At 63.3% G+C, this 26,617-nt stretch carries 20 protein-coding genes; 10 read left to right on the top strand and 10 right to left on the bottom strand.

Going from position 1 to position 26,617, the window contains the following annotated elements:
* Positions 1 to 13: 13 nt before the first annotated feature.
* Positions 14 to 3,334, bottom strand: a complete 3,321-nt coding sequence (locus AC3CBN_RS19200) for a hypothetical protein (RefSeq protein ID WP_488634587.1) — start codon at positions 3,332 to 3,334, stop codon at positions 14 to 16.
* A 296-nt stretch (positions 3,335 to 3,630) separates the two neighbouring features.
* Here AC3CBN_RS19200 and AC3CBN_RS19205 point away from each other — a divergent pair, with 296 nt between their 5' ends.
* From AC3CBN_RS19205 to AC3CBN_RS19220, 4 genes are all read left to right on the top strand, one after another.
* Entirely contained in the window at positions 3,631 to 4,392 is a 762-nt protein-coding gene (locus AC3CBN_RS19205) for an SDR family NAD(P)-dependent oxidoreductase (protein ID WP_488634588.1), read from the top strand.
* A 129-nt stretch (positions 4,393 to 4,521) separates the two neighbouring features.
* Entirely contained in the window at positions 4,522 to 5,085 is a 564-nt protein-coding gene (gene efpL, locus AC3CBN_RS19210) for an elongation factor P-like protein EfpL (protein WP_488634589.1), read from the top strand.
* Positions 5,086 to 5,205: 120 nt separating this feature from the next.
* Positions 5,206 to 5,985, top strand: a complete 780-nt coding sequence (locus AC3CBN_RS19215) for an N-acetylmuramoyl-L-alanine amidase (RefSeq protein WP_488634590.1) — start codon at positions 5,206 to 5,208, stop codon at positions 5,983 to 5,985.
* 81 nt (positions 5,986 to 6,066) lie between these two features.
* Positions 6,067 to 8,151, top strand: coding sequence for an FUSC family protein (locus tag AC3CBN_RS19220; protein WP_488634591.1), 2,085 nt, complete (start codon positions 6,067 to 6,069; stop codon positions 8,149 to 8,151).
* Positions 8,152 to 8,286: 135 nt separating this feature from the next.
* Here the strand turns inward: AC3CBN_RS19220 and AC3CBN_RS19225 are convergent, their stop codons facing one another.
* Together AC3CBN_RS19225 and AC3CBN_RS19230 are read right to left on the bottom strand one after the other, a co-directional pair.
* Entirely contained in the window at positions 8,287 to 8,688 is a 402-nt protein-coding gene (locus AC3CBN_RS19225; RefSeq protein ID WP_488634592.1) for an NUDIX hydrolase, read from the bottom strand.
* Entirely contained in the window at positions 8,685 to 9,173 is a 489-nt protein-coding gene (locus AC3CBN_RS19230; protein WP_488634593.1) for an NUDIX hydrolase, read from the bottom strand. Before AC3CBN_RS19230 ends, AC3CBN_RS19225 begins: the two co-directional genes overlap by 4 nt.
* 90 nt (positions 9,174 to 9,263) lie before the next feature.
* Here AC3CBN_RS19230 and AC3CBN_RS19235 point away from each other — a divergent pair, with 90 nt between their 5' ends.
* The 3 genes from AC3CBN_RS19235 to AC3CBN_RS19245 all read left to right on the top strand — a co-directional run bounded on the left by AC3CBN_RS19235 (position 9,264) and on the right by AC3CBN_RS19245 (position 13,835).
* The gene (locus tag AC3CBN_RS19235; RefSeq protein WP_488634594.1) at positions 9,264 to 10,088 is read left to right on the top strand and encodes a phosphodiester glycosidase family protein; all 825 of its coding nucleotides are present in this window, start codon (positions 9,264 to 9,266) and stop codon (positions 10,086 to 10,088) included.
* A 63-nt stretch (positions 10,089 to 10,151) separates the two neighbouring features.
* Positions 10,152 to 12,569, top strand: coding sequence for a penicillin acylase family protein (locus AC3CBN_RS19240; RefSeq protein WP_488634595.1), 2,418 nt, complete (start codon positions 10,152 to 10,154; stop codon positions 12,567 to 12,569).
* Between the two features lie 141 nt (positions 12,570 to 12,710).
* Entirely contained in the window at positions 12,711 to 13,835 is a 1,125-nt protein-coding gene (locus AC3CBN_RS19245) for a hypothetical protein (RefSeq protein WP_488634596.1), read from the top strand.
* 144 nt (positions 13,836 to 13,979) lie between these two features.
* On the opposite strand, the gene AC3CBN_RS19250 is transcribed toward AC3CBN_RS19245, so the two are convergent.
* The 7 genes from AC3CBN_RS19250 to map form a co-directional block, all read right to left on the bottom strand.
* A complete protein-coding gene (locus AC3CBN_RS19250) occupies positions 13,980 to 15,629 on the bottom strand; it encodes a M20/M25/M40 family metallo-hydrolase (protein ID WP_488634597.1) in 1,650 nt (549 codons plus the stop codon).
* A 119-nt stretch (positions 15,630 to 15,748) separates the two neighbouring features.
* Positions 15,749 to 16,882 (bottom strand): succinyl-diaminopimelate desuccinylase, encoded by a 1,134-nt coding sequence (gene dapE, locus AC3CBN_RS19255; protein ID WP_488634598.1) that lies wholly within the window; start codon positions 16,880 to 16,882, stop codon positions 15,749 to 15,751.
* A gap of 48 nt (positions 16,883 to 16,930) precedes the next feature.
* Positions 16,931 to 18,013 carry a VIT1/CCC1 transporter family protein gene (locus tag AC3CBN_RS19260; RefSeq protein ID WP_488634599.1) on the bottom strand — a complete coding sequence of 361 codons (1,083 nt, stop codon included), beginning with the start codon at positions 18,011 to 18,013 and terminating at the stop codon, positions 16,931 to 16,933.
* Between the two features lies 1 nt (position 18,014).
* Positions 18,015 to 18,371: a Spx/MgsR family RNA polymerase-binding regulatory protein gene (locus tag AC3CBN_RS19265; RefSeq protein WP_488634600.1), complete on the bottom strand. Its 357-nt coding sequence runs from the start codon at positions 18,369 to 18,371 to the stop codon at positions 18,015 to 18,017.
* Complete coding sequence (gene dapD / locus AC3CBN_RS19270) at positions 18,368 to 19,195, bottom strand: 2,3,4,5-tetrahydropyridine-2,6-dicarboxylate N-succinyltransferase (protein WP_488634601.1); 828 nt, start codon at positions 19,193 to 19,195, stop codon at positions 18,368 to 18,370. Before dapD ends, AC3CBN_RS19265 begins: the two co-directional genes overlap by 4 nt.
* Before the next feature lie 150 nt (positions 19,196 to 19,345).
* Entirely contained in the window at positions 19,346 to 21,994 is a 2,649-nt protein-coding gene (gene glnD, locus AC3CBN_RS19275) for a [protein-PII] uridylyltransferase (RefSeq protein ID WP_488634602.1), read from the bottom strand.
* Positions 21,995 to 22,621: 627 nt separating this feature from the next.
* Positions 22,622 to 23,389 carry a type I methionyl aminopeptidase gene (map, locus tag AC3CBN_RS19280; protein WP_488634603.1) on the bottom strand — a complete coding sequence of 256 codons (768 nt, stop codon included), beginning with the start codon at positions 23,387 to 23,389 and terminating at the stop codon, positions 22,622 to 22,624.
* Between the two features lie 331 nt (positions 23,390 to 23,720).
* Here map and rpsB point away from each other — a divergent pair, with 331 nt between their 5' ends.
* The 3 genes from rpsB to pyrH all read left to right on the top strand — a co-directional run bounded on the left by rpsB (position 23,721) and on the right by pyrH (position 26,501).
* On the top strand, positions 23,721 to 24,605 hold the full coding sequence (rpsB, locus tag AC3CBN_RS19285) for a 30S ribosomal protein S2 (protein WP_488634604.1): 885 nt from the start codon (positions 23,721 to 23,723) through the stop codon (positions 24,603 to 24,605).
* Positions 24,606 to 24,664: 59 nt separating this feature from the next.
* Positions 24,665 to 25,543, top strand: coding sequence for a translation elongation factor Ts (gene tsf / locus AC3CBN_RS19290; RefSeq protein WP_488634605.1), 879 nt, complete (start codon positions 24,665 to 24,667; stop codon positions 25,541 to 25,543).
* 235 nt (positions 25,544 to 25,778) lie between these two features.
* The gene (pyrH, locus tag AC3CBN_RS19295; RefSeq protein ID WP_488634606.1) at positions 25,779 to 26,501 is read left to right on the top strand and encodes a UMP kinase; all 723 of its coding nucleotides are present in this window, start codon (positions 25,779 to 25,781) and stop codon (positions 26,499 to 26,501) included.
* The last annotated feature ends 116 nt before the right edge of the window (positions 26,502 to 26,617 follow it).

Here is a 26,617-nt window from a genome sequence, read left to right on the forward strand (position 1 = left end):
GCGCGACACCGTCTCAGTGCAGCGAGTTGATGGCCTTTACCAGACCACCGACCCAACCCCAGACGCTTGGAAGAAATGCCGTCACCAGGATCGAGGCCAAAGCCAGCAGCTTGGGCCACAGCACCGAGAGCGCACTGCCGAAGGTCAGGCTGTCCTTGTCGCTGGTAAACATCCGCCCGAGCAAGCTGTCCTTCTCCAGCTTGACCACGACGTAGACAATGGCGGCAAACCCGAGCGCCAGAAGCGTCACTGAAGCCGTGGCCTGCAGTCGTGGGTAGGCCGGCGGATAGACCTGGATAAGCAGTATGGCGAGCGTGGCCCCCAACACCGAACACCACGCAGACGTACGCATCGCCGATACCGCGAATTTCATCTCTGCGACCAGCAATGTCTGCCATGTCTGGAACACGGTGCCGGACTGAGATCCAAGCTCCCAGGTGCCGGTCAGCAAGGACTGAATCTGCCTGGCCCACTCGGCGTAGCCGCTTTGGTGCCAGACCTGATAGTTCTTCAAGCGCATGGCAATGTTGAAGGGGCTGGTCGCTCGCTCGCCGAGCAGACACGGCGTCGGCCATTCATTCGAACCCGTTCCCTTCCGAATCAGCGCGACCGCCCTGTCGAGCTCCATGCTGATGCGGCACAGACGATCGAATGCCTCACCAAACAGCGCCAGGAAGAACGCACTCCCGCAGAGCGCGAAAGTGGCCGCCAGTTCTGAGGCCCGGGCAGAACTGGTGCTGACGGGATCAAGGTCGTTGACGCTCAAGCAAAGTCCGACCAACAGAATCAGCGCACTCAGCACTGCGTATCCGACACCATGACGGCGTAAGCGCATGCCCAACGGCGTTTCGTGCCCGACGGCATCAGACAGCACCACGCAGTGCGCATCCCACTCGCGCACCCTGAGCATGGTGAGGACGATGAAGCACCCGTATCCAAGGCATAGTCCGATCAGCACCTCAAGGGCGCGACCATGCGCCAGGTTGGTATCGAGGTATGCATGCGGCCAAAACACCTTGCCGACCTTGTAGCCAGCGATTCCCAGACCAGCCACCGCCATGGCGATCCACAGCAGGAACCAGCCAACTCCCACCTTGCTGATGGACTTCGACGTTGCCGCAAGTGCAACGTGCATCCAACGCAGCGCATAACGATGAATGGGAAATACCAGAAGCGGCCGCCCGCCACCGTTGCGGATCAGCCACAGTGCAACTACAAGCATCATCAGGAAAAACAGGACCATTGCCAGATACACGGGACCCTGCAGCTGGAGGCGCGTATCGGCAACGATAAGGGTGTCCTGCCTTTCTTCCTTGTGTGTGCTGCATTTGGTCTGCGTGTCTACAGCAGTTGAGTCCGTTGACGCCCGTCTGGCCCGAAGGCCATCGATGTCCTTGAAGCCTGCCAGCGTGGCAACCAGCATGTGAGGCGCCATCCATGCCTCTGCGGGCGAGGTGAAATTATCTATATCTTTTTTGGACGTCGCATCTTGCTGTTTCACCAGCCGCAACATGGCGCGGAAGGTGTTCGCCGCGTAGTCAGTGGCGAATGCGAAACGGCGTGGAAATAGGGAGCACGTCAAAAAGTCGCCTTGTTCGGCCGGAGAACCCCGCACCATCTCACCTTGGGGGCACGGTATGGGATCGTTGTAAGAGTTCAGGCAAACGAGACTTCTGCCAGCAGGCATCGTGATGCTGCCGCGACTGATATCACGATAGTCCGGATGCTCAAGAAGGTTGTCCTGTTCAAGCACGATGGGCAGCGCACCTGGCAGCAGATCGCGCGTCTCGCTCAGCAGGAAAAGGCGATCGCGCACATCGGTAGCGACAATAATCACCGTCGCCGGCGGATGGAATTTCTTCAAGGCATCAAAGGTCTGGTACAGCATGAGCTCATCGGAACGGGAGCTCAGACTGGGCTGGTAGGTCGGTGGTTGGTCCGTTCCCTTGTCCACACCCGTGAGGTCAAGCTCGAGCAATCGCTCCGGCAGTATCTGTCGACGCTGCGCATCTTCAGTCTGCTGGATCTTCACGTGCTCGGCACGGATGGCGGCGATGTTGGGGGGAAACTGCACATTGACCAGGTGGCCCCAACACGCTTCCGGCGCGCCCTCTTTGCCGGATTTCCTGCAGATCTCGTTGCCTGTGCCGAGAGACCAGTTTTCGTAGAGATCCGGCATGACCCCATTGCCAAAGCTCGATTCCTCGCTTAGCACCACGACACTGCGATTTCGACCCACACGGGGTTGGAGATACGACAGTACGCTCTCCATTTGGTCCGACACGCTATAAGCCAGCGAGCGGTATTGGAGATCCACCTTGAACTTGTCCGTATTCGCGACCTTCACATAGGCGTGGTACTTGATCTCTTCGTTGTTGCTGATGCTTGCCGAAGGCGAGAGCAACCGAATCCGAAAGCTCTTTGCTGTCTCTGCCGTCGGCAACCCACCGCATGGCGCACTTGCCACTTCCAAGGCCGCCCTGTTCAACGCCGCTGCCATCGATTCCATGGTGCCGGAGAACGCTGGGCCGATCACGTCAAGCTGGCGATCGCAGTTGAACGCAGCCACGGCCTTTGCGCTGTGTGTTGTCAGGGCGTCGCAGTCTTCCTCAAACAGATCCGATGCCGACGCCAGCGGGCTTTTGCGATTGGCGCCATCCAGCGCTATCGCACAACGCGCAGCGAGCTTGAAGGCTTCCGGATGAATACCTGAGGTTGGCGTTTCGCCAACGAGAAAGAGCGCGTAGTAACTGGAGCCGCAAAATTGGGGGTCCCTAGGTTCCCCTTTGCATCCACGCCAGTCATCGCGTCGAAACAACATGACGCTCGGCAATTCGCGCGCCTTGCCATCGGATGTGGGATACGCGCTATCGCTGTGCGGATCTTTCGGTATCCATGTAAAGGCAAAACCATCGAGCACGTATCCGCTGGCCTGGAACGCGCTCATCACCGCGCTGAGTTCGACATCGAAGGCACGACCCAACCGCGTCTCCAGTGGATCGGGCACCGCCACGACCGCAGCGCGCACCCTGAATGCAGCATCTTTCGGCAAGTGCGCGAACGGCCTCATGGGATCGGGCAGTTGCGAGGTTGTCATGAAGTAAGACGAGTGATCGGCGTGCTCGGGCGCATTCGTCGACGCGGCCGGCTCCTCCCCTGCCCATGCCGTACCGGCCATGACCAGCAGCAAGACCGGCAGCATGCGCGCGAGAAGTGAATGGATGTCGGTGCAAACGCCGTGGGTGCGAAGAAGCGCTCCCGCCCACGACGAGGCGCCACCAAGCCAAAGCTTGGTCGCCCCGACCAGCAAGCCCTGATCGCCTCCACACCCCATGGCGGCCCTCCCTCAGCGACGGCGCCAGCGCCCCACCGCCTCGGTTGTACTCCGCCCGAGCGATGAAATAGCCCGGAAAATCGATATAAGCCGCGCCACCAAAAGCTCTAAGTATGGCTGCCAGTTGTAGGCGCGGTCCTACGTCTAAGCCCGTCGCGGGGTCTGCCCGGCTTATCAGGTAGCCCAAACTACTGTCCCGGCCCACCAACGGCCCCGAAACAGCCCGGCAGAGTCCAAAGAGCCGGATGTCCCTTGCTGGGCTACCATTAGTGTTTTCAACCGCTTTACGGACTCCCATGCAGCTCAATCAGGTCAAGGCGATCATCACCGGCGGCGCCTCCGGTCTCGGCCACGCGGTGGCGCAGTTTCTGGTCGCCAACGGCGGCAAAGTCGCGCTGTTCGACGTCAACCAGGAGAAGGGCCAGGAAGCAGCCAAGGCGCTGAGCGGCCATTTTTTCCGCACCGACGTGACCTCTGAAGAAGGTGTCAGCGCCAATGTCGCCGCCGCGCGCGAGGCGATGGGCGGCCTGAATGTAGTGGTGAACTGCGCGGGCATCCTGGGTGCCGGCCGCATGCTGGGTAAGGAAGGCCCGATGCCGCTCAATACCTTCGCCACCACGGTGATGGTGAACCTGGTGGGCAGCTTCAACGTGGCCAAAGCCAGCGCCAACCTGATGCAGACCAACGAAACCGGCGAAGACGGCGAGCGCGGCGTGATCATCAACACCGCATCCGTCGCTGCCTTCGAAGGTCAGGTCGGCCAGGCCGCGTATTCGGCATCCAAGGGCGGCGTGGTCGGCATGACGCTGCCGATGGCGCGCGAGCTGTCGCGCTTCGGTATCCGCGTGATGACCATCGCACCGGGCATTTTCTGGACGCCGATGGTGGACGGCATGCCGCCGCAGGTGCAGGAGTCGCTGTCGGCGTCGATCCCGTTCCCGTCGCGCCTGGGCAAGCCCGATGAGTTCGCCTCAACCGTGGGCTTCATCCTCGGCAACCGCTACATCAACGGCGAGACGATTCGCCTTGATGGCGCGGTGCGTTTGCAGCCGAAGTAATTCCTCCAACACCGTCATTCCTGCGTAAGCAGGAATCCAGTGCCTCGCGCCTCAGGGCACAAAGTCGCTGGATCCCCGCCTGCGCGGGGATGACGACCATGAAACATTTCATCATCCGGTCTTACATCCATGAAAGCTTCCGACGTCAAGAAAGGCAACGTAGTCGAACACGAAGGCAACGTGTATCAGGTGCGCGACATCGAGCGCAGCTCGCCGACCGCGCGTGGCGGCAACATCACCTTTCGCTTCACCATGTATTCGATCCCTGGCGGTCGCAAGTTCGACCTGAGCCTGCGCGCCGACGACGACCTGAAGGAAATGGACCTGGTGCGCCGCGAGGCGAACTTCTCGTACATGGACGGCGAAGTCTTTGTGTTCATGGACAAAGAGGACTTCACCCAGTACCTGCTCTCGCCGGAACTGGTGGGCGACAACTCGGGCTACATCGTCGAGGACGTCGAGGGCTACTACGTGCAGCTGATCGACGATGCGCCGGTGGGCCTGCAGGTGCCCACCAGCGTGACGCTGACCGTGGTCGACACCGCGCCGGAGCTCAAGGGCGCCAGTGCCACCAAGCGCACCAAGCCGGCCAAGCTCAACACCGGCATCGAGATCCAGGTGCCCGAGTACATCACCAACGATGAGAAGGTGTGGGTGAACACGCTGACTGGCGAATTCGCCGGTCGCGCCTGATCACTCCGCATCCATGAAACACCAAGCGGCGCCCGGGCAACCTGGCGCCGCTTTTCTTTGGCTTGACGCGGCCGCCTGGCTACGGCAGGTTCCATGTCACCTCCCCGTGACGCGCCCGCCGTGACTTCCTTCCGATCCGCGCATGCCTGCCTCTTCCATGTCTGCCGCCTGCTGTTGCCGCTAGGCTTGCTGGCTTCGCTCGCGGCCTGCGCGCCCGCGCCAGTTCGCAATCCGATGGCGCAGTGGGTGCCTTCCCCCAACGTCGATGCGCGACGCCCGGTGCTGATCGTGCTGCACTTCACCAACGAGCACTCCGCCGAGCAGGCGCTGCACACCCTGCGTACCGCCAACAGCGGCGGGCCCGTGAGTGCGCACTACCTGATCGGCGACGATGGTCGCATCTACCAGCTGGTAGCCGACGACAAACGCGCATGGCACGCCGGCGCAGGACGCTGGGGCACCATCACGGACGTCAATTCCGCTTCCATCGGCATCGAGCTGGACAACGACGGCGACTCGCCCTTTGCCCGCGCACAGATCGACAGCCTGCTGCGCCTGCTTACCGACCTTGCCGACCGCTTGCGCATACCGCGCACGCAGATCATCGGGCATGAGGATCTCGCGCCCGGCCGCAAGGACGACCCCGGCCCGCGCTTCCCGTGGCAGCAGCTCGCCGATGCCGGCTTCGGCCTCTGGCCGCGCGACCCGCTGCTCGATCCGCCACCTGGCTTCGATCCATGGATGGCACTGGGGTTGATCGGCTATCCGCTTGATGACCGCGCCGCTGCGGTGCGTTCGTTCCATCACCATTTCCGCGGCATGGATGGTGATGCGCTGGATGCCCAGGACCTGCGCGTGCTGTACGCCTTGTCGCGCCAGCTGGGTGCCGCCGGAGACTGATTGCGCGGCCACATTTCGTCGCGTTTGCTTCAGGCGCCGTGAGGCAAAATGACTGCATCGTTTAGGAGCGAACGAAGCACCATGCCCTCCAGCGGATACTCACTACGCGCCACTGTCGTGGACAGCCTGCTGACCGCCAAGCGGCCGGATGTCCCCATGCGCGTGGTGATTCGAAACACCGCTGCGGTCATCCTGCCGCTTGCCATCGGCATTGCCAGTGGGCACCCCGGCATCGGGCTGGGCATAGGCGCCGGCGCGCTGGACACCATGTTCTCCGACCAGCCCGGCCCGTATCGCCAGCGCATGGCGCGGCTGCTGCTCGCCTCGTTGGCGGCGGGCCTGGCCTCACTGCTTGGCTTCCTGATCGGCGACCAGCTGATACCCATGCTGATCGCCACGGCCGCCTTTGGCTTTTTCGGCGGTTTGCTGGTGGTGTTCGGCACCGACATGACCCGCGTGGGCATGACCAGCATGATCCTGCTGGTGGTTACGGCAGCCACGCCGCGCCCGCTGGGGGAGGCTATAGCCGCCGCCAGCCTGATCTTTGCCGGTGGCCTGCTGCTCACCGTGTTCTCCGTTGCCGCGTGGCCACTGCAGCGCTATCGGCCGGAGCGCCATGCGTTGGCCGCGGTCTATCGCGGGCTGGCCACGCTGGCGCGGCAACAGGCACACGACGATGCCGACGTGCCCGCCCTCACCGATGCCATGACCACGCTGCAGCACACCCTGCTCGGCCGGCATCATGCGCGCGGTCGCGCCATGGAAGCCTTTGGCGTGCTGCTGGAACTGGCCGAGCGCATCCGGCTGGAACTTACCGCCATGGCGGAGCTGCACGCCAACCCGACCATCCATGCGATGTTCCGCGGCGATGCTGCGCGCGTACTGGGTGCCATCGCCGATGCGCTGGAGGCCGGCGACTCGCCCAGGCAGGCCGAGCACGCCCTGCAGACGCTGCAGGCCAGCGAGAACGCCCTGCTGAGCAACGGTGGCAATGCCGATGGATTGGCGACGCATATCCACTCGCTGTCCGGCCAGCTGGCCGCCGCCGTGCGTAACGCGAACTGGGCCGGCAGCCGTGGCGAACTGCGCGCCGCTGCCGCCGAAACACCGCTGCCTACCGCGCTGCGCAGCAGTTCGGCATTCGCCACGCTGCGAGCCAACCTCACGCCGCACTCGGTGGCGTTTCGCCATGCCGTACGCAGCGCCGTCACCTTGTCCGCCACCTTGTTCGTGGCGCGCGAGTTGCAGTTGCCGCACGGCTACTGGCTACCGATGACCGCCGCCATCGTGTTGCGACCCGATTTTGCCGCCACCTTTAACTTCGGCCTGCTGCGCGTGGTCGGCACCGTGCTGGGTCTGTTGCTCACCACGGCCTTACTGCACTACACGCCGCACGACGCCTGGGCACACTTGGCGTTGATGGCGGCGCTGTGCATGGCGTTCCGCTATCTCGCCACCGCGCACTACGGTGCGGCCGTGGCCGCGCTGACCGGCACGGTGGTGATCCTGCTTTCGTTCGAAGGCGTGAACTCCAGCGATGCGGTGATGGACCGCGTGATCAACACCGCGCTGGGCAGCGGCATGGCACTGCTGGCCTATGTGCTGTGGCCCACCTGGGAACGCGGTCGGGCCCGCGCCGCGCTGTCGGACATGCTCGATGCCTATGCCGATTACCTGCGCGCGTTGGCCCGCCCTGAACGTCGCGACGGTCGCCGCGAAGCACGTACCGCCGCGCGCACCGCGCGCAGCAACGCCCAGGCTTCGCTGGACCGCATGCGCGCTGAACCCGCCACGCCACCGGCGTTGTTGGAGCTGGCCAATGCCCTGTTCGCCAACGGCAACCGCCTCGCGCGCACGGCAATGACGCTGGAGGCGCTGATCGACGATCACAACAACCTGCCCGAAACGGCGGAGATGTGCGCCTTCGTCGACCACGGCGCCGCCGCGCTGCACGAAATCGCCTCGGCCCTGCGAACGCAGCGCGCTCCGGAACATTTGCCTGACCTGCGCAGCCTGCAGCGCACCTACGCTGCACTGCTGAACATGGCGGAAGACCGCCAGGCGGCGGAGCTGCTCATGCGCATCAGCGATCGGCTGGTGGACAACGTCAATACGCTGGCCCACATCACCGGACGAAATCGCAACCGGTCGACGGCAACGGTGTAGCGCACCTCTTGCTGGGCGCCCGTTCGAATCCCGTGCAAGCTGTAATCCCGGCGGAAGCTGGAATCCCGTGCCTTTGCAAGGCACGGAAGACGCTGGATCCCAGCTTTCGCTGGGATGACGAGCAAAAAAGGTAAATCAGACCTCTGCGGGCAACGGCAGGATCTGTTCACGGCTCAGTCGTGCGATGGGCAAGTCGCCGGGCGCCGCCGGATCGATCCAGCGCACTTCCTCGATCTCCGCACGCGGCAAGAACGGACCCTCCGCGCTGACCTCGTAGACTTCCGCCTCGACGACATGTCCAGGCTCATTGGCCGCCAGCGCGCTGAAACAACCCAGCCAGAGCGCACCATCGCGATGCATCACACAACCCAGTTCTTCGTGCAGCTCTCGCGCCAGCGTATGCAGGTCGTCGCTATCGCCAACATCGCGCTTGCCACCGGGTTGCTGCAGCACATCGGCACCACGCTTGCGCACCATCAGCACCCGACCCTGTGCATCGCGGATCACCGCGGCGACGATGCGTATGGTCCCGCTCACAGCCGCGAATACGCCCACGACTGCATGCGCCCGTCCTTGTATGGCATCACGCCGTGGAACGGGCGTGAGTCTCCATCGAACACCAGCGGCAGGAAGTGACGGTCGCCTTCCCACATGGGCAGGTCCATCAGGCGATCCAGCGGCACCCATTCCAGCGTGCCCTCGTTGTTGGACGTGAACGGTGTGCCGTCGTAGCGGTCGATTACGAAGATGAAGCCCAGCCAGTCTTCGCCGTGCTTGCCGAAGCCGGGCCAGTTGAGTGTGCCGCGCAAGGACATCGACTCGCAGGTAATGCCGGCTTCCTCATGGATTTCGCGCTGCATGCAGGCGGCAATGTCCTCGCCTGGCTCCATCTTGCCGCCCAGGCCGTTGTACTTGCCCAGATGCAGGTCGTCCGGGCGCGAGTTGCGGTGGATCATCAGCACCTGCCGGCGATCGGGCGACAGCACATAGCCAAGCGTGGCGACGATGGGTGTGTAGGGCATGGGTCCGCGCTACCTGGGAAAAGCGTTGAGTTTAAAACATGCGGCGGCCGGGCTTGCGTGAATTGGGCTGGGCCGGCGACCATCTGGGTTATGCCCACGTCCACGACTTCGATCCGACGTCCGCTGCTTCGCCGCCTGCCCTGGCTCCTGCTGGCTCCCATCTTGTTGCTGGGTGGCCTGGCCGGTTGCGACCAACAGGCCAAGGCCGTGGACAGCGACGCGCGCGTGTTCGAAAGCCAGAACTTCCGCGTGGTCAACGTTGACCTCAAGCGCGAAACGCTGAGCCTGCACTGGAAGGAACCCGGCAGCGGCGAGCCTTACGGCACCATCAATGCGCTGCGCCAATGGGGCATGGCACACGGCCGCCGCATGCTGTTCGCGACCAATGCCGGCATCTACGACCGACAGTTCGCACCGCTGGGCCTGTACGTGGAAAACGGCAAGACGGTGGTGCCGTTGAATCTCGCCCACGGCAATCCTGCGTCGGGCAACTTCTCGCTGCTGCCCAATGGCGTGTTCGCCATCTACCCGGATGGCCATGCCGAAGTACACACCAGCGCAGCCTTCAAGGCAGCGGGCAAGCCCGTGCAATGGGCCAGCCAGTCGGGCCCCATGCTGGTGATCGACGGCAAACTCAACGACCAGTTCATCGACGACTCCAGCAGCCTGAAGTGGCGTAGTGGCGTGTGCGCGAAGACGCCGCATCACGTGGTGTTCGCGGTGAGCGAAGCGCCGGTGAATTTTCATACCTTTGCGCGACTGTTCAAGGAAGAACTAGGCTGCCGTGACGCGCTGTACCTCGACGGCACCATTTCGCAGTTTTACGTGGACGGCGAAGGCTATGCCGGTGCGCCCACGTTCATGGTGAAGCCCTACGCCGGCATTTTTGCGGTGTTTACCCAACCAACGCCTTGAACCCCGCCCGCTTGTGCGGCCGGTCTTGTTCCTCCACCACCAACGGACTGAGCTGCACACGCCATGACGCAACCACGACGTTTCCGCTGGCTTCGCTACCTCATCGGCACATTGCTGATCCTGATACTGGGCGTGTTCGCCGCCGGCTGGTACATGCTTGCAGGTAGCCGCGCACGGCTCGATGGAGAGGTGCACCTGGCCGGCCTCGGCGACGCGGTATCGATCACCCGCGACGCGCTGGGCACCGCGACGCTGCAAGCCAAGAGCCGCGATGACATCAGCTATGCACTGGGCTACGTGCATGCGCAGGAGCGCTTCTTTGCGATGGACCTGATGCGTCGCCTGCCTGCCGGCGAGCTGTCCGAGCTGGTGGGCGCCAAGGCACTGGATACCGACATCAACCATCGTCGCCATCGCCTGCGTAGCGTGGCCGAGGCCGCTTATGCAGCGCTGGCGCCCGAGCAGAAACACACCCTCGACCTGTACGCGGCGGGCGTCAACGCCGGCCTGGCCGACCTGCGCGTGAAGCCGTGGGAATACCTGCTGCTGAAGGCGAAGCCGCAGCCGTGGCGTCCGGAGGATTCGTTCCTCGTGATCTCGGCGATGTACCTGGACCTCAATGGCGACGGCCGCAACGATCGCGAATTGCATATCGCCGAGCTGCGTTCGGCGTTGCCGGCACCGGTCGCCGACTTCCTGCTGTCGCCCGACCCGGACTGGGAGGCGCCGCTCAAGGGTGACCTCTCGCGCCCGCCGGTGATTCCTGCGGCAGATGTGTTCGACCTGCGCCAGTCGCAACCGGCCACCCATGTCGACAGCACCGCGCTCACCGCCGCCCTGCTGCCGGCGCTCGATCAACCCCGCCCGGGCAGCAACAGCTTCGCCGTGGCCGGCAGCCTGACTGAAAGCGGCTCGGCCATTCTCGCCAATGACATGCACTTGAGTCTGCGCGTGCCCAACATCTGGTTCCGCACACGGCTGCGTTATCCCGACTCCACCGCACCGAGCGGCCAGCGCGATGTAAGCGGCGTCTCCCTGCCCGGCACACCGGCGCTGGTGGTCGGTTCCAATGGACAGGTCGCCTGGGGGTTCACCAACAGCTACGGCGACTGGCTGGACTGGGTGCGCGTGCAACGCGACCCGAACGATGCCACCCGCTACAAGGTGCCCGAAGGCTGGGCCGCCATCGAGACGCACGACGAGATCATCCGCATCAAGGACGCGCCCAGCTACACGCTGAAAGTGGAAGCCACGCGCTGGGGACCGATCATGGGCAAGGACACCGACGGCACGCCGCTGGCGCTGGCGTGGATCGGCGATCGCCCGCGCGGCTACAACATCAATGTGATGCAGCTGGAACACGCCGATAGCGCGCACGCTGCGCTGGACCCGGCGCCCACCATGGGCATGCCGCCGCAGAACCTGCTGGTTGCCGACAGCGCCGGCCACATCGGCTGGACCATCACCGGCAACAGCATGCCGCTGCGCAAAGGTTTCGATGGGCGCCTGCCAGCCGACTGGTCAACGCCCGATACCGGCTGGGTCGGCTGGGCCGACCCATCGCAATACCCGCGCATTGAAGATCCGGCCGACGGCCGCCTGTGGACGGCCAACAACCGAACCGTGGACGGTGCCGAACTCGACCTGCTGGGCAACGGCGGCCACGACCTGGGCGCACGTGCGCAGCAGATTCGCGACGACCTGCGCGCGCGCAACAGCTTCACGCCCGGCAACATGCTTGATGTGCAACTCGACAACCGCGCCGTGTTGCTCACTCGTTGGCAGCGTCTGTTGCAGGACACGCTGGCCGGTACCAGCGATCCGGAGCTGGAACAACTGCGCCAGCTCACTGCCACCTGGACCGGCCGCGCCGCGCCGGAAAGCGTGGACTATCGATTGGTGCGCGCCTTCCGCGACAAGGTGAAGGAAAACGTGCTCGCGCCGTTCGTGGCGCAGGTGAAGCAGAAACATGACGACTTCAGCTGGCCCGGCATGAACGACACCGAAGCCGCCGTGTGGGCGCTGCTGCGCGACCGGCCCGTGCATCTGCTCGATCCGAAGTACGACAACTGGAACGCACTGCTGACCGCCGCCGCGCATCAGGTGGTCGACGAACTGGGCAAGCAACCTGGCGGTCTGGCCGCTCGCAGCTGGGGCGAGTACAACCGCACCGCCATTCGCCATCCGCTGTCACGCGCCCTGCCGCCGTTCATTGGCCGCATGCTCGACATGCCGGACGAGTCGCTGGCCGGTGACAACAACATGCCGCGCGTCGTCTCACCGGGCTTCGGCGCCTCCGAGCGCCTCGATGCGATGCCCGGACACGAGGCGCAAAGCATCCTGCACATGCCGGGCGGCCAGAGCGACAATCCGTTGTCGCCGTATCACGGCGCGGGCGAGGAAGACTGGGTCAATGGTCGCCCCACGCCGCTGTTGCCGGGGCCTGAGCAGCACACGTTGACGCTGATGCCCAAGGCCTAGCGATACGGAACGTGAATGGTCGTGGTCGCTTGATTTGCTATAACGCGGTGCTGGCGATGTCGGGGGGCATGGCCAGCACCTATCCAGCACACTGGGTACGAAACGCCTTTCTTTCCCCCCGAGCCTAAGGGGGAAATCCACATGCACCACAAGAAGTTGCTGGCAGGTCTCTGTCTCGCTGGCTCGGCGATCTTGCCGTTCGCTACTCGTGCAAGCGACATCAACAACGCCAGTTACGTCGTTGATCTGCAGCAAACCTCGTTGTTCCTGGCCATGGACCAGCCGGCCATCGAAGCGCTTTACACGGGCATTAACGGTAACGTGCCACCAGCGCTCACCCCGACACAGCCGATGAGCTGGAATGGTATCGGCGCCAACGCGGTAGGAGGAGCGTTAGGCATGGCGATCGTTTCCGCCGCAACGAAGGCAGACAACCACAAGTTCGCCGAAACTCATATCGCCAATCTACGCGAGGCAAGCAAGGGCGCAAGTCTGCAAGAGCAACTCCGGCAAGCCATTGTGGACTCGGCCAGGGACGTGACGTGGCTCAACCGAGGGGCGACTCAGGTGGTTGCCAATGTAAAAGGCATCGCACCTTCTCAGGAGATCACTTCCTGGTTGGTGGTGCATCCTCGTTATGCGCTGAGCACGGATTTCTCGCATGTGGTCGTAGTGGCTGAGGTAGAACTGTTTCGCCAACAGCCTGGCAATGCAGCGAGCGACTGGCGCCACAAGCCTGTCTTCCACAACACGCTGGTATTCCAGTCCGAGGCGCTGCATATCGCCGACAAGACTCCAGCCGATACGGAACGGATGATTGCCGAGGAAAACGCTCATTGGGACCAGGCTGCCATTGATGCCCAAATCGATGACCTCAACAAGCAACCACGTTTCGACGTCACCGCGGGCAGAAGTCGCCGGGCCCTGATGGACAGGATCGATCAGCACAAAAAGAATCTTGCTGCGGCCAACAGCCCTGCCTGGGATCAAAGCCAACTGGCTTATGAGTATGCAAGGACGTGGGGCGATCATGACGCTGCTGCACTCAAGCAAGCACTTCATGACGGTGGCCTCGAGCTCGGCAAGATGCTGGCGCTGACCTTCAGTGGCCACCACGACAACGTCCAGATGCCAACTGCCGCTGACGCGTCCGCCTCGTCCGGTGAAACGCCCAAGCGCCTGGATTACATTCAGCCAAACGGTGACGTCATGTCGGTATTGGGCAACGACAGGCTGATGGTCGGCCCCTACTTCACTGGCACCTGACAACAGTCGGAGCCATGTATACGCCAACAGAAAAGCCGCCCAAAAGGCGGCTTTTCTTTGTCATGCGGCGATATGGCCTTGAAACAGCAACAGACCTGTCCCGCAGCCGCCACTGTCATGATCCGTAGATATGGATAAGAGCGCTCAGTGCGTTTGCTGATTGCCCGGATGCGACACAAACCGCGGTGGTGTCGCCTCGTCGGCGAACTGCCAGGCGCTGAGATAGGCGAGCTTCAGGATCTTCGCCATCTTCGGATAGTCAATTTTTTCCGCCGTGTCGCTGGGATGGTGGTAATCGGGATGAAAGCCCGTGAACCACCAGAAAGCCGGCACGTTGTGCAGCACGAATGGAAACTGGTCGGAGCGGAAGAACACATTCAGCGCGTACTCGTGATCGAACCGATCATCGAGCACAAGGCCCACTTGTTCGTTCTGCTTGGCCACCGCGCGCTGATAATCCGGGCTGTAGGCCGCGCCAATCAGGTTGAGTCGGTTGCTGGTATCGGCCGGCACGTCGATCAGGCCGTCCGTCTGCTGGCTGGGCTTCTCGTCGCGGCCGATCATGTCGAAATTGATCATGGCACGCGTGGTGTCCAGCGGACGCAGCGGGTGCGCCGCAAGATAGTAGGCGCCAAGCAAGCCACGCTCTTCGGCAGCAAATACCACGAACAGGATCGAACGCTTGGGCTTGGCCGGATTGGCGGCAAACGCACGGGCCAGCGTCACCACGCCCACCGTGCCCGAGCCGTTGTCATCGGCACCGTGCCAGATCTTGCCGCCGCTTTCGCCATCGTGATCGTGATGCGCGCTAATGATGACGGTTTCCGGCGCCAGCTTCGGATCGCTGCCCTCGACCAGTCCAACCACGTTCCAGGTCGAGGCTTCGCGCCGTGAGCTGTTGTGCAGGTGCAGGCTGATCGTGCTATCCGGCAGCGGCCGCGAATGCGATTTGAGGTCTTTGTCGATGGCGTTCTGTAGTGCGGCTGGCGTATCGCCACTGGGCGCCAGCAACTGACTGGAAACGTCAGCGGAGATCACCATGCTGGGAATATGCAGCGGACTGTCGGCCAGCGCCTGAGCAGGAATCGGGTTGGCCGCGTGCTCCGCGTGATGGCCGATGCGGGTGCGAATTTCCTGCGCTGACGGATGGTTGTGCGAGGGCTCGGGAGCGAGCAGCACGGCGACAGCACCGTGTTCCTGCGCGTTGAGCACCTTCACGTAGCTAGTGGCGTAGCGCGTGTTGCCGGTGCCGTTGAAAGTGGAGGCGGCGTCCTTCTCCTGTGGCTCGTGGTCGAACACGATGACCACCTTGCCCTTCACATCCAGGTTCGCGTAGTCGTCATAACCCAGCTCCGGCGCGGTGATTCCGTAACCAGCAAACACCACCGGCGCTTCCACGTCGCGATCCTCCGGAAATGAACCCGACACGTCGGGATCCTTCCATTCCGTGTTCTTGCCCTGTCGCTTGAGCTCCAGGCGTGTGGCCTTCGCATCGGGCCGGTACTCAACCAGCGGCACGGCCTGCAGATAGCTGGACTGCCGCTGGGCATCGATGGCGGCCGGCTTCAGCCCTGCCTTGGCGAACTCCGAGGCAATCCATTGCACGGCGGCATCATCGCCGGGCTGCAGTGAGAGCCGGCCTTGCAGCGCGTCGGACGCGAGAAAACCAAGATCGGCGCGCAAGTCCGTTTCGCGAATCTGTGCGAGACCTGGCTGCTCGGACGTCGGTACAGCAGCCATCGCGGTGGCTGACAAGGTGGTGGCGAGCGCAATGCTGAAGAACTTGCGAGACATGAATACTCCCGAGTTGCGGACTTCTGGACGTCCAGAGGTGTGACTCAGGCAGGGTGCCACGCCCGCATGGGCTTGGGCAAACCGGGCAATCGGCATATGCCCGGCACCGCGACGCGTTTTCAGCCCAGCAGTTTCTTGCAGGCGGCAAGATAGAGCGACGGCAACTTCTCGAGATCGGCGACGGCGACGCACTCGTCTACCTTGTGGATGGTGGCATTGACCGGCCCCAACTCGACCACCTCGGCGCCCAGCGGCGCGATGAAGCGGCCATCGGACGTACCGCCCCCGGTGCTCTCCTCCGGCGTCACACTGCACAACTCACGGCATACGGCCACCACCGCTTCGCGCACGGCGCCGCCTGGTGGCGTGAGGAACGGTTCCCCGGAGAGCGACCATTCGACCTGCCAGTCCACCCCATGCTTGTCGAGAATGGCCTCGGTGCGCGCACGCAAATCTTCTGCGCGACTGGCAGTGCTGTAACGGAAATTGATCAGCGCCGTCAGTGCGCCAGGTATCACGTTGTTGGCACCCGTACCGGCGTTGAGATTGGATACCTGAAACGAGGTGGGCGGGAAGTCGGCGTTGCCTTCGTCCCATCGCTCGGCAGCCAGCTCCGCCAACGCCGGTGCGAAGGCATGGATGGGATTCTTCGCCTTCTCCGGGTACGCCACATGACCTTGCACACCGTGCACCACGAGCGTGCCCGACAGCGAGCCGCGACGCCCCACGCGAATCAGGTCACCCAGCCGCTCTTTCGAAGAGGGCTCACCCACCACGCACCAGTCGATACGCTCACCGATGGCACGAAAATGCTCGGCCACACGGCGCACGCCATCGAGATTGGTCGGCCCTTCCTCGTCGCTTGTCAGCAAAAGGCCTACGCGCCCACGATGATCGGGGTGCGTCGCCACAAACGCCTCGAGTGCCACCGCCATCGCCGCCACTGAGCCTTTCATGTCCGCGGCGCCGCGGCCGTATAGATGGCCATCCCGCACAACGGGCTCAAAGGGATCGCCATGCCACGTCTCCACCGGACCGGTGGGCACCACATCGGTATGCCCCAGGAAAACCAGTAGCGGCCCGCCACTGCCATGCGTGGCCCACAGGTTGTCCACATCGCCATAGCGCAGGTGCTGAACCTTGAAACCCGCCGCCGCCAGCCGCTTGCCCAGCAGCGCCTGGCAGCCGGCATCGTCCGGTGTGACCGAACGGCGACGGATCAGCTCACAGGCAAGATCGAATACGGCGGACATGGCTTCCCTCAACGAAAAATGAAATACGAACGACCCGACGCGCTTCGCTCAGCCCGTAAGCGCGACGCCCATCAGGTGACCGATCAGATAGGTGACACCCGCCGCAGCCACCGTGATAGCCAGCTGGCGCACGATGGAAAACAGCATGCTGCGACCCGTAAACAGCGCAGTACCCATGCCGATCAGCACCAGCGCCGCCATGGTGGAGAGCATGCACGCCACCAGCGCGGCGTTGCCCCGCAGAAACAGGTACGGCGCTACGGGAAACAGCGCGCCCAGGGCGAACAGGCAGAACGAGGATATGGCCGCGCCATAAGCAGAGCCGCCCAACTCATCGGGATCGATGCCGAGATCTTCACGCACCAGCGTATCCAGCGCCGTGCGCGGCGTTTCGGCCAGATGTTCGGCCAAATGTTCAGCCGCCTGCGATTCCAGCCCTTTCTCGCGATAGATACCGGCAATGCGATGCATGCCGTCCTCCGGCGATACCGCCAGGCGTTCGGCACGCGCGGCGATCTGCGCCTGGTAGAACTCGCGAGAACTATTGACCGACAGCCATTCGCCCAGCGCCATGGAGCACGCACCCGCCACCAGCCCGGCAAAACCGGCAAGCAGGATCGCGTGATCGCCCGATGCGGCGCCGGCCATGCCCATTACCAGGCTGCCGTTGGACACCAGCCCGTCATTGGCGCCCAGCACCGCGGCACGCAGCGTGTTGCCGCTGCGCGTGCGGTGGCGTCCGCTTTGCACCGGCGGCAACGCCTCATCGACGAAGTGGTTGCGGTGACTCTCACGATCCACCGGGGTCGGAAGGTGATCGGCATGCTCCAGCCGTACCACGGTCGGCATCACGAAGTCGGTGCCAAAGCGGCGTGCGAACCACGACAGCACATGCACGCGCATGCCCACCCGCGAAGCCGGCACATCCGCTCCGATCTGGCGCAGGCGATCTTCCCAGAACGCGGCATTGGCACGCTCGCCATCGGCGATGCGCCGGTACGCTCGGTCGATACGTTCGTCCTTCGTCAATTCGGCCAGGCGATCGTAAAGCGCTGCGTTGTCGCGCTCGATGCGCAGGTTGTTGCGGTACTGGCGCGGCGTCCGTGGAGTCTTCACCCGCAGGGTCTTCATGTCACCTCGCGAAGAGTTTCTTGAAGCCGTTATCGGTGAAACCCACGCTGACCGAACCGTCTTCCTGCAGTACCACAGGGCGGCGCACCAGTGCGGGATACTCCTTCAGCAGCAACGTCCACTCTGGATCACTGCCGGGGCTCTTGCGTTGCGGCAGCAGGGTGCGCCATGTGGTGGAAGCTTTGTTGACCAGCTTTTCCCAGCCGCCAAGTTGCTGCGCCCACGTTTTGAGGGTCGCCGCCGGCACCGGGTTCGCACGGTAGTCGACGAAGGTATACGGCACCTCGAAACGGTCGAGCCAATTTCGCGCTTTGCGGCAGGTATCGCAGGTGGTCAGACCGTACAGCGTCACGCTCATTCGGCGCTCCGCAGCAATTCATTGATACCGGTCTTGCTGCGCGTCTTTTCGTCCACCTGCTTGACGATGATTGCGGCATACAAGCTGTGCGTCCCGTCCTTCGACGGCAGGCTGCCTGCCACAACCACGCTGCCCGCAGGCACGCGACCGTAGCTGACTTCGCCAGTGGCTCGGTTGTAGATGCGCGTGGATTGGCCCAGGAACACGCCCATGCCGATCACGCTGCCCTTCTCCACGATCACACCCTCGACCACTTCCGAACGCGCACCGATGAAGCAGTTGTCTTCGATGATGGTCGGGTTGGCCTGCAGCGGTTCCAGCACGCCACCGATGCCCACACCACCGGAGAGATGCACGCCCGATCCAATTTGTGCGCATGAGCCCACCGTAGCCCAGGTATCAACCATGGTGCCCGCGCCCACGTAAGCGCCGATGTTCACGTAGCTGGGCATCAACACCGCGTCCTTCGCCACGTGCGCGCCACGACGCACCAGCGCACCGGGCACCACGCGTGCACCAAGGCCCTGCAGCTCGGTGTCGTTGCCGTGCGCAAAGCGCAGCGGCACTTTGTCGAACGCCAGCGCCGGGCCACCGTCGACCACGCGATTGCCATTGATGCGGAAATACAGCAGCACCGCTTTCTTGATCCACTGATTCACCGTCCAGCCGCCCTTGTCATCGGGCTCAGCTACGCGCCGCTCGCCGGATTCCAGCAGGTTGATGACCTGCTCCACCGCCGGGCGCAGATGCGTCTCGACTTCGGCCTGGGTCAGTTCGTTGCGACGCTCGAAGGCATCATCGATAAGGGACTGGATGGTTTGCATGGGGTGTACGCGGGTGGAGGAATATCCGCAGATGCTAACCCAGCGAGCAGTTTGGAGAAACGAGCAAAGAGGAACGAGAACCACGAAAAAGCGGACCGCCAGAGGCTTTCTTCCGCCTCTCGCTCTGCCTCACTCACTTCTGCGCCTGCTTCAGGCGACTTTTGCCGTACCCAGCCGCTCCAGCAGCGCATGAAGCAAACGATCCTGTTGGTCGATGCTCAGGGGCGCATCGTGGCGATCGGTGATCAGGAAGAAGTCCTCGACGCGTTCGCCGAAGGTCGCGATGCGTGCGTCGTGCACGCGCACACCGGCGTCCATCATGCCTTGCGCCACCGCTGCCAACAGGCCGGGGCGGTCGCTGCATACCAGCGAAAGGCGCGTGCGTCCTGCCACCGTGCTGAAAGCGATCTTCGGAGCCGCCTGGAAGTGCTTGAGATGGCGCGACATGCTGCGCCTTGATGGCTGGTGCACATGCCCAGGCTGGGACAGCGCACGATGCATGCGCTGCTTCAATTCTTCCGCACGCTCCGGAGTGGCCGGCTGCTGGCTATCCGACTCCAGCAACAGGAACGTATCCAGCGCCATGCCGGTGGGCGAACTCAGAATGCGTGCCTCCATGACGGAGAAATGCAGTCGATCAAGCATGGCCGTAACGGCTGCGAACAAGCCGTCGCGGTCGGGCACGTAGACAAAAAGCTCGGTCGTGCCGCGCACCGACTTCGGGTGCACCTCGATCAACGGTGTTGCCCCCCGCGCGCGCAGAATCGCCGCTGTCTGCCACGCGATCTGCTCCGGGTGGTGCCGCAGGAAACTCGATTCGGGAAAGCTGCGCCATACGCGCTGGCAAGCATCTGCCGTGAACCCGTCTTGCTCCAGCAAGATCAACGCCTGATCCGTGCATTCGCGCACTCGCGCAGCGGCATCCGTCGGTAGTTCGTCCTCGCTGCGCAGCGCATATCGCGTGGCCGTATAGAGGTCCGCCAGCAATCGGTCCTTCCAGCCATTCCACAATTTTGGACTGGTTCCGATGATATCGGCGATAGTCAGCAGGTACAGCAGATCCAGCTGTTCGGCATTGCCCACCGTTTCAGCAAAACGTTGCACCACGTCCGGATCGGTAATGTCCTGACGCTGCGCCGTGGTGCTCATCAGCAGGTGCCAGCGCACCAGCCACGCGACCTGTTGCGTGTCCTCCTCAGGCAAACCCAGTCGGCGACCGAAAGCCAGCGCCTCTTCTTCGCCAAGCACGGAATGATCGCCGCCCCGCCCTTTGGCGATGTCATGGAACAACGCAGCCAACAGCAGCAATTCCGGCTTGGGCAGCGTCGGCCAGATCTCGCAGGCGATGGGAAACTCGCCGGCAGCCGCCGGTTCGGCGAAACGCGCCACGTTCCGCAGCACGCGTAGCGTGTGTTCGTCCACGGTATAGACATGGAACAGGTCGTACTGCATACGCCCGAACACTTTGCCGAATGCAGGAAGAATGGCTGCCAGCAGGCCATGGCGATTCATCCGCCACATCGCCTCCACCGCAGGCGCACCCAGGCGGAGCAATCGCAGGAACGCAACCAGCACTTCTGGATCATCAGCCAACGAACGTTCCAACACAGCCGCTGCCTGATGGATGCGGCGCATGGTGTCTGCGGTAAAGCCCGTGATGCCGGGCTCGCCGAGCCGCACGATGAAGGCTTCCACCAACGCGGCGGGTCGTCGCATGAACAGGTCAGGATCGCGTACCGCCAGGCGTTTGCCATAGCGGATGAAATCATCGCCTACCGGTTGCGGCGCGGTCGGTGGCTCCAACATTTCCTCGAAGCGCTCGGCGATCTGCACGCCTAGCCGCTCTACCTGGCTGGCCGCACGGTAATAGCCCTGCATGAATTGCTCGACGCCGAGGTTCTTCTCGTGCTCGTCCTGAAAACCGAGACTTGCCGCCAGCGCCCGTTGATAGTCGAACAACAAACGCTCTTCGGCGCGCCCCGCTTCCAGATGCAGTGCGAAGCGATAGCTGCGCAGCGTAGCCTCGGCCTGCTCCAGCGTGTCTTTCTCGGCCGGATCGAGCAGCCCTTCGGCCACCATGTCGTCAAAATCATCCGCATGCGCGAGACGACGCCCGAGCCAGCGCAACGAATCGAGTGTGCGCAGCCCGCCTGGACCGTCCTTGATATTGGGCTCGAGGTTGTAGGCGGTGTCGTTGTAGCGCGCATGACGTGCATCGCGCTCGGCCAGACGCACCGCCAGATAGGCCGCCGGCGGCCACAACGCCGGATCATCGATGATCGCCTGGAGCCCCTCTTCCATCGCCGGGTCGCCGGCCAGGCGTCGCGCATCGAGCAGGCTGGTGAATACGCTGGCATCGTGCCCGGCCAGCACGCGGCATTGGAGCAAGTCGCGCACGGCGTGACCGACTTTCAGGCCGATATCCCACAACGTGGCGAAGCATTGCTCCAACGCGCGCAAACGCGCCGGTTCCGAAGGCCCGACAAGCGCCAGCAAATCGACGTCCGAATGGGGAAACAGCAGACCGCGACCGAACCCTCCAACCGCGAACAGCGTTGCATCGCTGACGTCACCCAGGCATGCCGTCCACACATGCACCACGATGCGCTGCACCGATTCGCCGCGGCGGTGGGCCAATGCGGTGGCGTCGGCACCGTCGCGAAACGCTGTTGCAAGTGAACGATCCACATCGCCCAGCAACTGCCGCAAAGCCCGACGCGCGTCCGTAGACACACCTGAGCGCGGCACCGCCGCGGGCAGGCGTGGCAAGGGGGGCAGCACGATCGGGGCGACGGGCATGGTCGGCAAGTGCGTGTGGCAGTGCAGCAAGTCTGCCACGCATGGAGGCGAGAAGCAGTCTTGCATTCATGTATTTGCATTCCGCCGGGGAAATTCGCAGGGACAAGGGCTTGATGCAGCGCTGCCGCAAGCCCGCCCCCTCACCCCAACCCTCTCCCCGGAGGGAGAGGGAGCGAAGCATGAAGCAAACGGCAGCTTTAGGTCCTCAGTACTCCGACGCCCCGCGGTGTAGCCGCTCCGTTTGAGGTAGCAACGCCACGCCCTGTCGATACCGCACTATCCAGGCTCGTATCCATCGCAGTGCTGCCAGCTCTTCAGGCCATTTTCTTTGGGTTACTTTTCTTTGACTCCGGGCATCCTGCCCTCCGCCCTTCGGGCCGGCTTCGCCGTTCGCACGCGCTCCTGCGCGTGCGTGGGCCAGCAAAAGAAAAGTGACTTGAGCGCGAGCAGGCGATCGAAGCGCCCGCCGCGTAGGCGGCACGCTGGCCGGAACACGGAGTCGAGAGCGAAAGTCACTGGATCCCTGCTTTCGCAGGGATGACGACCCAGATGAAGCGCCCTGTTTGCCGTTCACCGAAGGCAACGACCAAAAAGAAGGGCCGCCGAAGCGACCCTCCATCACTCACCTCACGCCGCATCCGGCCAAGGCGTCAAAATCTCAAACCCGTCATCCGTCACCGCAATGGTGTGCTCCCACTGCGCGGACAACGAATGGTCCTTGGTTACCACCGTCCAGCCATCGGGCAGCTGCTTGGTCTGCGGCTTGCCGGCGTTGACCATCGGCTCGACCGTGAAGGTCATGCCCTTCTTCAGCTCCAGACCGGTACTCGGACGACCGTAGTGCAGCACCTGCGGCTCATCGTGATAGACCTTGCCGATGCCGTGGCCGCAATACTCGCGCACCACCGAGAACCCCGCGGCTTCCGCATGCTTCTGGATCGCCGCGCCGATGTCGCCGAGCGTAGCGCCCGGGCGCACGGCCTCAATGCCGCGCATCATCGCCTCGTAGGTGGTATCCACCAGACGCTTGGCCAGCACCGACGGGGCGCCGACGAAGTACATGCGGCTGGTGTCGCCATGCCAGCCGTCCTTGATGACGGTGACGTCGAGATTGATGATGTCGCCATCCTTGAGCACCTTGCCCGGGGTGGGAATGCCGTGGCAGATCACGTGGTTGACCGAGGTGCACAGCGTCTTTGGAAAGCCGTTGTAGCCCACGTTGGCCGGAATGGCCTTCTGCACCTTGGTGATGTGCTCGTAGGCGAGCCGGTCCAGGTCTTCGGTGGTAACGCCAGGCTTGACGTGCTCTTTCAGCATGGCAAGCACTTCGGCCGCCAGCTTGCCGGCCTCACGCATGGCCTGGATGTCTTCGGGAGTTTTCAGGGTGACTGCCATAGTTCCACTCACATGGCGGCAATTGCCCAGAAATCCAGCAACTTGCCGCGCCGCCGGCTTACCGGCTACAATTTCGAAGTTTTGCTGACCCGACATGTCCGATTTGATCGGGCTCTTTTGTAGTCGCAAAACAGGGGAGATTGTAACCGCGTTGCGGTACAAGCCCCCAAGTCCTTGATTGGACACTTAAACGCCACACACGCATCGGCACCGCCTTCGGGGTGCCGTGGTACGCCCACCACATGATACGGGCTGCCGCGGTCGAAGCCGGGGATGCGTGGAGGTCCCAACCCCCGGGTCTCTCAAGACCCATAAAAATTGGAGTTACACCATGGCTCAAGTCACCATGCGTCAGATGCTCGAAGCTGGCGTGCATTTCGGTCACCAGACCCGTTACTGGAACCCGAAGATGGCCCCGTACATCTTTGGTGCGCGCGGCAAGATCCACATCATCAATCTCGAAAAGACGCTGCCGCTGTTCACGGACGCGATGAATTTCCTGTCGGCGATCGCGCAGAAGCGCGGCACCGTGCTGTTCGTCGGCACCAAGCGCTCCGCCCGTGAGCCGTTGGCCGAGGAAGCCGCACGCGCTGGCATGCCTTTCGTCACCGCTCGCTGGCTCGGCGGCATGCTGACCAACTTCCGCACGGTCAAGCAGTCGGTTGCCCGCCTGAAGGAGCTGGAAGCGGCTGAGACCGACGGCAGCTTCGAGAAGCTGGTCAAGCACGAAGTGCTGGCCCGTCGCCGTGAGCGCGACAAGCTCCAGAACTCGCTCGGCGGCATCAAGGACATGAACCGTCTGCCGGACGCGCTGTTCATCATCGACATCGGCCACGAAGACATCGCCGTCCAGGAAGCCAAGAAGCTCGGCATCCCGGTCATCGCCGTGGTCGACACCAACTACAACCCGGAACTGGTCGACTACGCCATCCCGGGTAACGACGACGCCATTCGCGCCATCCAGCTGTACGCCCGCGCCGCTGCCGACTCGATCCTGGAAGGCAAGGCCGCTGCGCCGTCTGCCGCCCAGGGCGACGCCAACGAGTTCGTCGAGCTCGACGAAGAAGGCAACCCGGTTGCCAAGGACGAGCGCAAGGCTGCTCCGCCGCGCCGCGACAACCGTGGTCCGGCCAAGAAGGGCGCTGGCGCCCCGCGTCGTGACGGTGGCCGTGGTGGCCGCGGTCGCACCGATGAGCCGGCGCCGGACGCCGAGTAAGCCTTATCTGCCCCGGCCCGCAAGGGTCGGGGCGCATCAAAGTTTTTTGAGGAATCCAGATGACTGCCATTTCCGCAAAACTGGTTAGCGAACTGCGCGAGCGTTCGGGCGCCGGCATGATGGACTGCAAGAAGGCGCTGGTTGAGAACAACGGCGACATCGAAGCTGCTGTCGAGTACCTGCGCAAGACCGGCCTGGCCAAGGCCGACAAGAAGGCCAGTCGCGTGGCCGCCGAAGGCCTGATCGCCGCCGCCTCCGCCAACGGCCAGGCCGTGCTGGTCGAGATCAATAGCGAAACCGACTTCGTCTCCAAGGCACCCAACTTCAAAGCGTTCACCGATTCCGTCGCCGCTGTTGCACTGCAGTCCGGTGCGACCGACGTCGACGCCGTGAAGGCTGCCGCCCACCCGGCTGGCGGCACGGTCGAAGAAGCCACCAAGACCCAGATCGCCACCATCGGCGAGAACATCCAGGTCCGTCGCATGGTCCGCATCGGTAACGATGGCCCGCTGGCCACGTACCTGCATGGCGGCCGCATCGGCGTGATCGTGGCGCTCAAGGGCGGCTCGGAAGAGCTGGCCAAGGGCATCGCCATGCACGTGGCGGCCATGAATCCGCCGCACATCAAGCCGGAAGACGTCCCGGCCGAGTTCATCGCGAAGGAAAAGGAAATCGCGCTGAGCCAGATGACCGACAAGGACAAGGCCAAGCCGGCCGACATCCTCGAGAAGATCATCTCCGGCAAGATCAACAAGATCGTCTCGGAAGTGACCCTGGTCGGCCAGCCGTACGTGCTGGACACCAATGTCACCGTCGGCGACGCCCTCAAGAAGGAAGGCGCCGAAGTGGTTGCCGTTGCCCGTCTTGTGGTCGGCGAAGGCATCGAGAAGGTGCAGGAAGACTATCTGGCCGAAGTTCAGAAGGCGATGCAGGTCTAAGTACCTTGCCGCCTTCGGGCCACAGAAAAGCCGCGGGAGACCGCGGCTTTTTTTATGAAAGTCCTTTTTCTGCTACCCGCCTCCTCGCGAGGTGGGCAGGTCCCTTGCGCCCATCCCGGTACCAAACCTCCGGCAAGGCTGGGTTTCCCCTCGACGCCACGGCACGAAATGCTTACCCCTTCGCGTCGCTGCCGTTACAATACGCGCGTTTTGCCCCACACAATCCGGAGACCTCATGAGCGCACCGCTTAATTACCGCCGCATCCTGCTCAAACTCTCCGGCGAAGCCCTCATGGGTGAGGCCGACTACGGCATCGACCCCAAGATGATCGGCCGCCTTGCCGACGAAATCATCGAAGTGCAGAAAGCCGGCATCCAGATTGGCGTGGTCATCGGCGGCGGCAACATCTTCCGCGGCGCCGGCCTCGCTGCGGCCGGCATGGATCGCGTCACCGGCGACCACATGGGCATGCTGGCCACCGTGATGAACGCGCTGGCCATGCAGGACGCCATCGAGCGTCGCGGTGGTTTTGCCCGCGTGATGAGCGCGATCCAGATCCACGATGTCTCCGAGGATTTCATCCGCCGCCGCGCGATCCGTCATATCGAAAAGGGTCGCATCGTGCTGTTCGCCGCCGGCACCGGCAACCCGTTCTTCACCACCGATTCGGCGGCCGCGCTGCGCGCCGTGGAACTGGGTGCCAACCTTCTGCTCAAAGCTACCAAGGTTGATGGCGTGTATACCGCCGACCCGGCTCGCCACGCCGACGCCACCCGCTACGACACGCTCACCTACGATCAGGTGATCGAAGGCAAGCTCGCCGTGATGGACACGGCCGCCATCGCGTTGTGCCGCGACCATGGCATGCCGCTGCGCATCTACGACATGACCGTACCAGGCAACCTCATGCGCATCATGCGAGGCGAGACCGTGGGCACGCTCGTCTCCGACAACTGAACTTTTGACTCCCTCTTCCCTGCGGGCGACCCGAAGGTAGTCCCTGTGGGAGCGAGGGCTGGAGTGGGGGGCCATCTTGCGGTAATGCAACATCGAAGCAACGCTCGACAAAGCCT

Source organism: Dyella sp. OK584, assembly GCF_057787755.1.

What these genes read in the sequence shown, in the direction of transcription:
- AC3CBN_RS19200 (WP_488634587.1), bottom strand. Translation starts at nt 3,334, where the DNA reads ATGGGGTGTGGAGGCGATCAGGGCTTGCTGGTCGGGGCGACCAAGCTT.
- AC3CBN_RS19205 (WP_488634588.1), top strand. Translation starts at nt 3,631, where the DNA reads ATGCAGCTCAATCAGGTCAAGGCGATCATCACCGGCGGCGCCTCCGGT.
- efpL (WP_488634589.1), top strand. Translation starts at nt 4,522, where the DNA reads ATGAAAGCTTCCGACGTCAAGAAAGGCAACGTAGTCGAACACGAAGGC.
- AC3CBN_RS19220 (WP_488634591.1), top strand. Translation starts at nt 6,067, where the DNA reads ATGCCCTCCAGCGGATACTCACTACGCGCCACTGTCGTGGACAGCCTG.
- AC3CBN_RS19230 (WP_488634593.1), bottom strand. Translation starts at nt 9,173, where the DNA reads ATGCCCTACACACCCATCGTCGCCACGCTTGGCTATGTGCTGTCGCCC.
- AC3CBN_RS19235 (WP_488634594.1), top strand. Translation starts at nt 9,264, where the DNA reads ATGCCCACGTCCACGACTTCGATCCGACGTCCGCTGCTTCGCCGCCTG.
- AC3CBN_RS19240 (WP_488634595.1), top strand. Translation starts at nt 10,152, where the DNA reads ATGACGCAACCACGACGTTTCCGCTGGCTTCGCTACCTCATCGGCACA.
- AC3CBN_RS19245 (WP_488634596.1), top strand. Translation starts at nt 12,711, where the DNA reads ATGCACCACAAGAAGTTGCTGGCAGGTCTCTGTCTCGCTGGCTCGGCG.
- AC3CBN_RS19250 (WP_488634597.1), bottom strand. Translation starts at nt 15,629, where the DNA reads ATGTCTCGCAAGTTCTTCAGCATTGCGCTCGCCACCACCTTGTCAGCC.
- dapE (WP_488634598.1), bottom strand. Translation starts at nt 16,882, where the DNA reads ATGTCCGCCGTATTCGATCTTGCCTGTGAGCTGATCCGTCGCCGTTCG.
- AC3CBN_RS19260 (WP_488634599.1), bottom strand. Translation starts at nt 18,013, where the DNA reads ATGAAGACCCTGCGGGTGAAGACTCCACGGACGCCGCGCCAGTACCGC.
- AC3CBN_RS19265 (WP_488634600.1), bottom strand. Translation starts at nt 18,371, where the DNA reads ATGAGCGTGACGCTGTACGGTCTGACCACCTGCGATACCTGCCGCAAA.
- dapD (WP_488634601.1), bottom strand. Translation starts at nt 19,195, where the DNA reads ATGCAAACCATCCAGTCCCTTATCGATGATGCCTTCGAGCGTCGCAAC.
- glnD (WP_488634602.1), bottom strand. Translation starts at nt 21,994, where the DNA reads ATGCCCGTCGCCCCGATCGTGCTGCCCCCCTTGCCACGCCTGCCCGCG.
- map (WP_488634603.1), bottom strand. Translation starts at nt 23,389, where the DNA reads ATGGCAGTCACCCTGAAAACTCCCGAAGACATCCAGGCCATGCGTGAG.
- rpsB (WP_488634604.1), top strand. Translation starts at nt 23,721, where the DNA reads ATGGCTCAAGTCACCATGCGTCAGATGCTCGAAGCTGGCGTGCATTTC.
- tsf (WP_488634605.1), top strand. Translation starts at nt 24,665, where the DNA reads ATGACTGCCATTTCCGCAAAACTGGTTAGCGAACTGCGCGAGCGTTCG.
- pyrH (WP_488634606.1), top strand. Translation starts at nt 25,779, where the DNA reads ATGAGCGCACCGCTTAATTACCGCCGCATCCTGCTCAAACTCTCCGGC.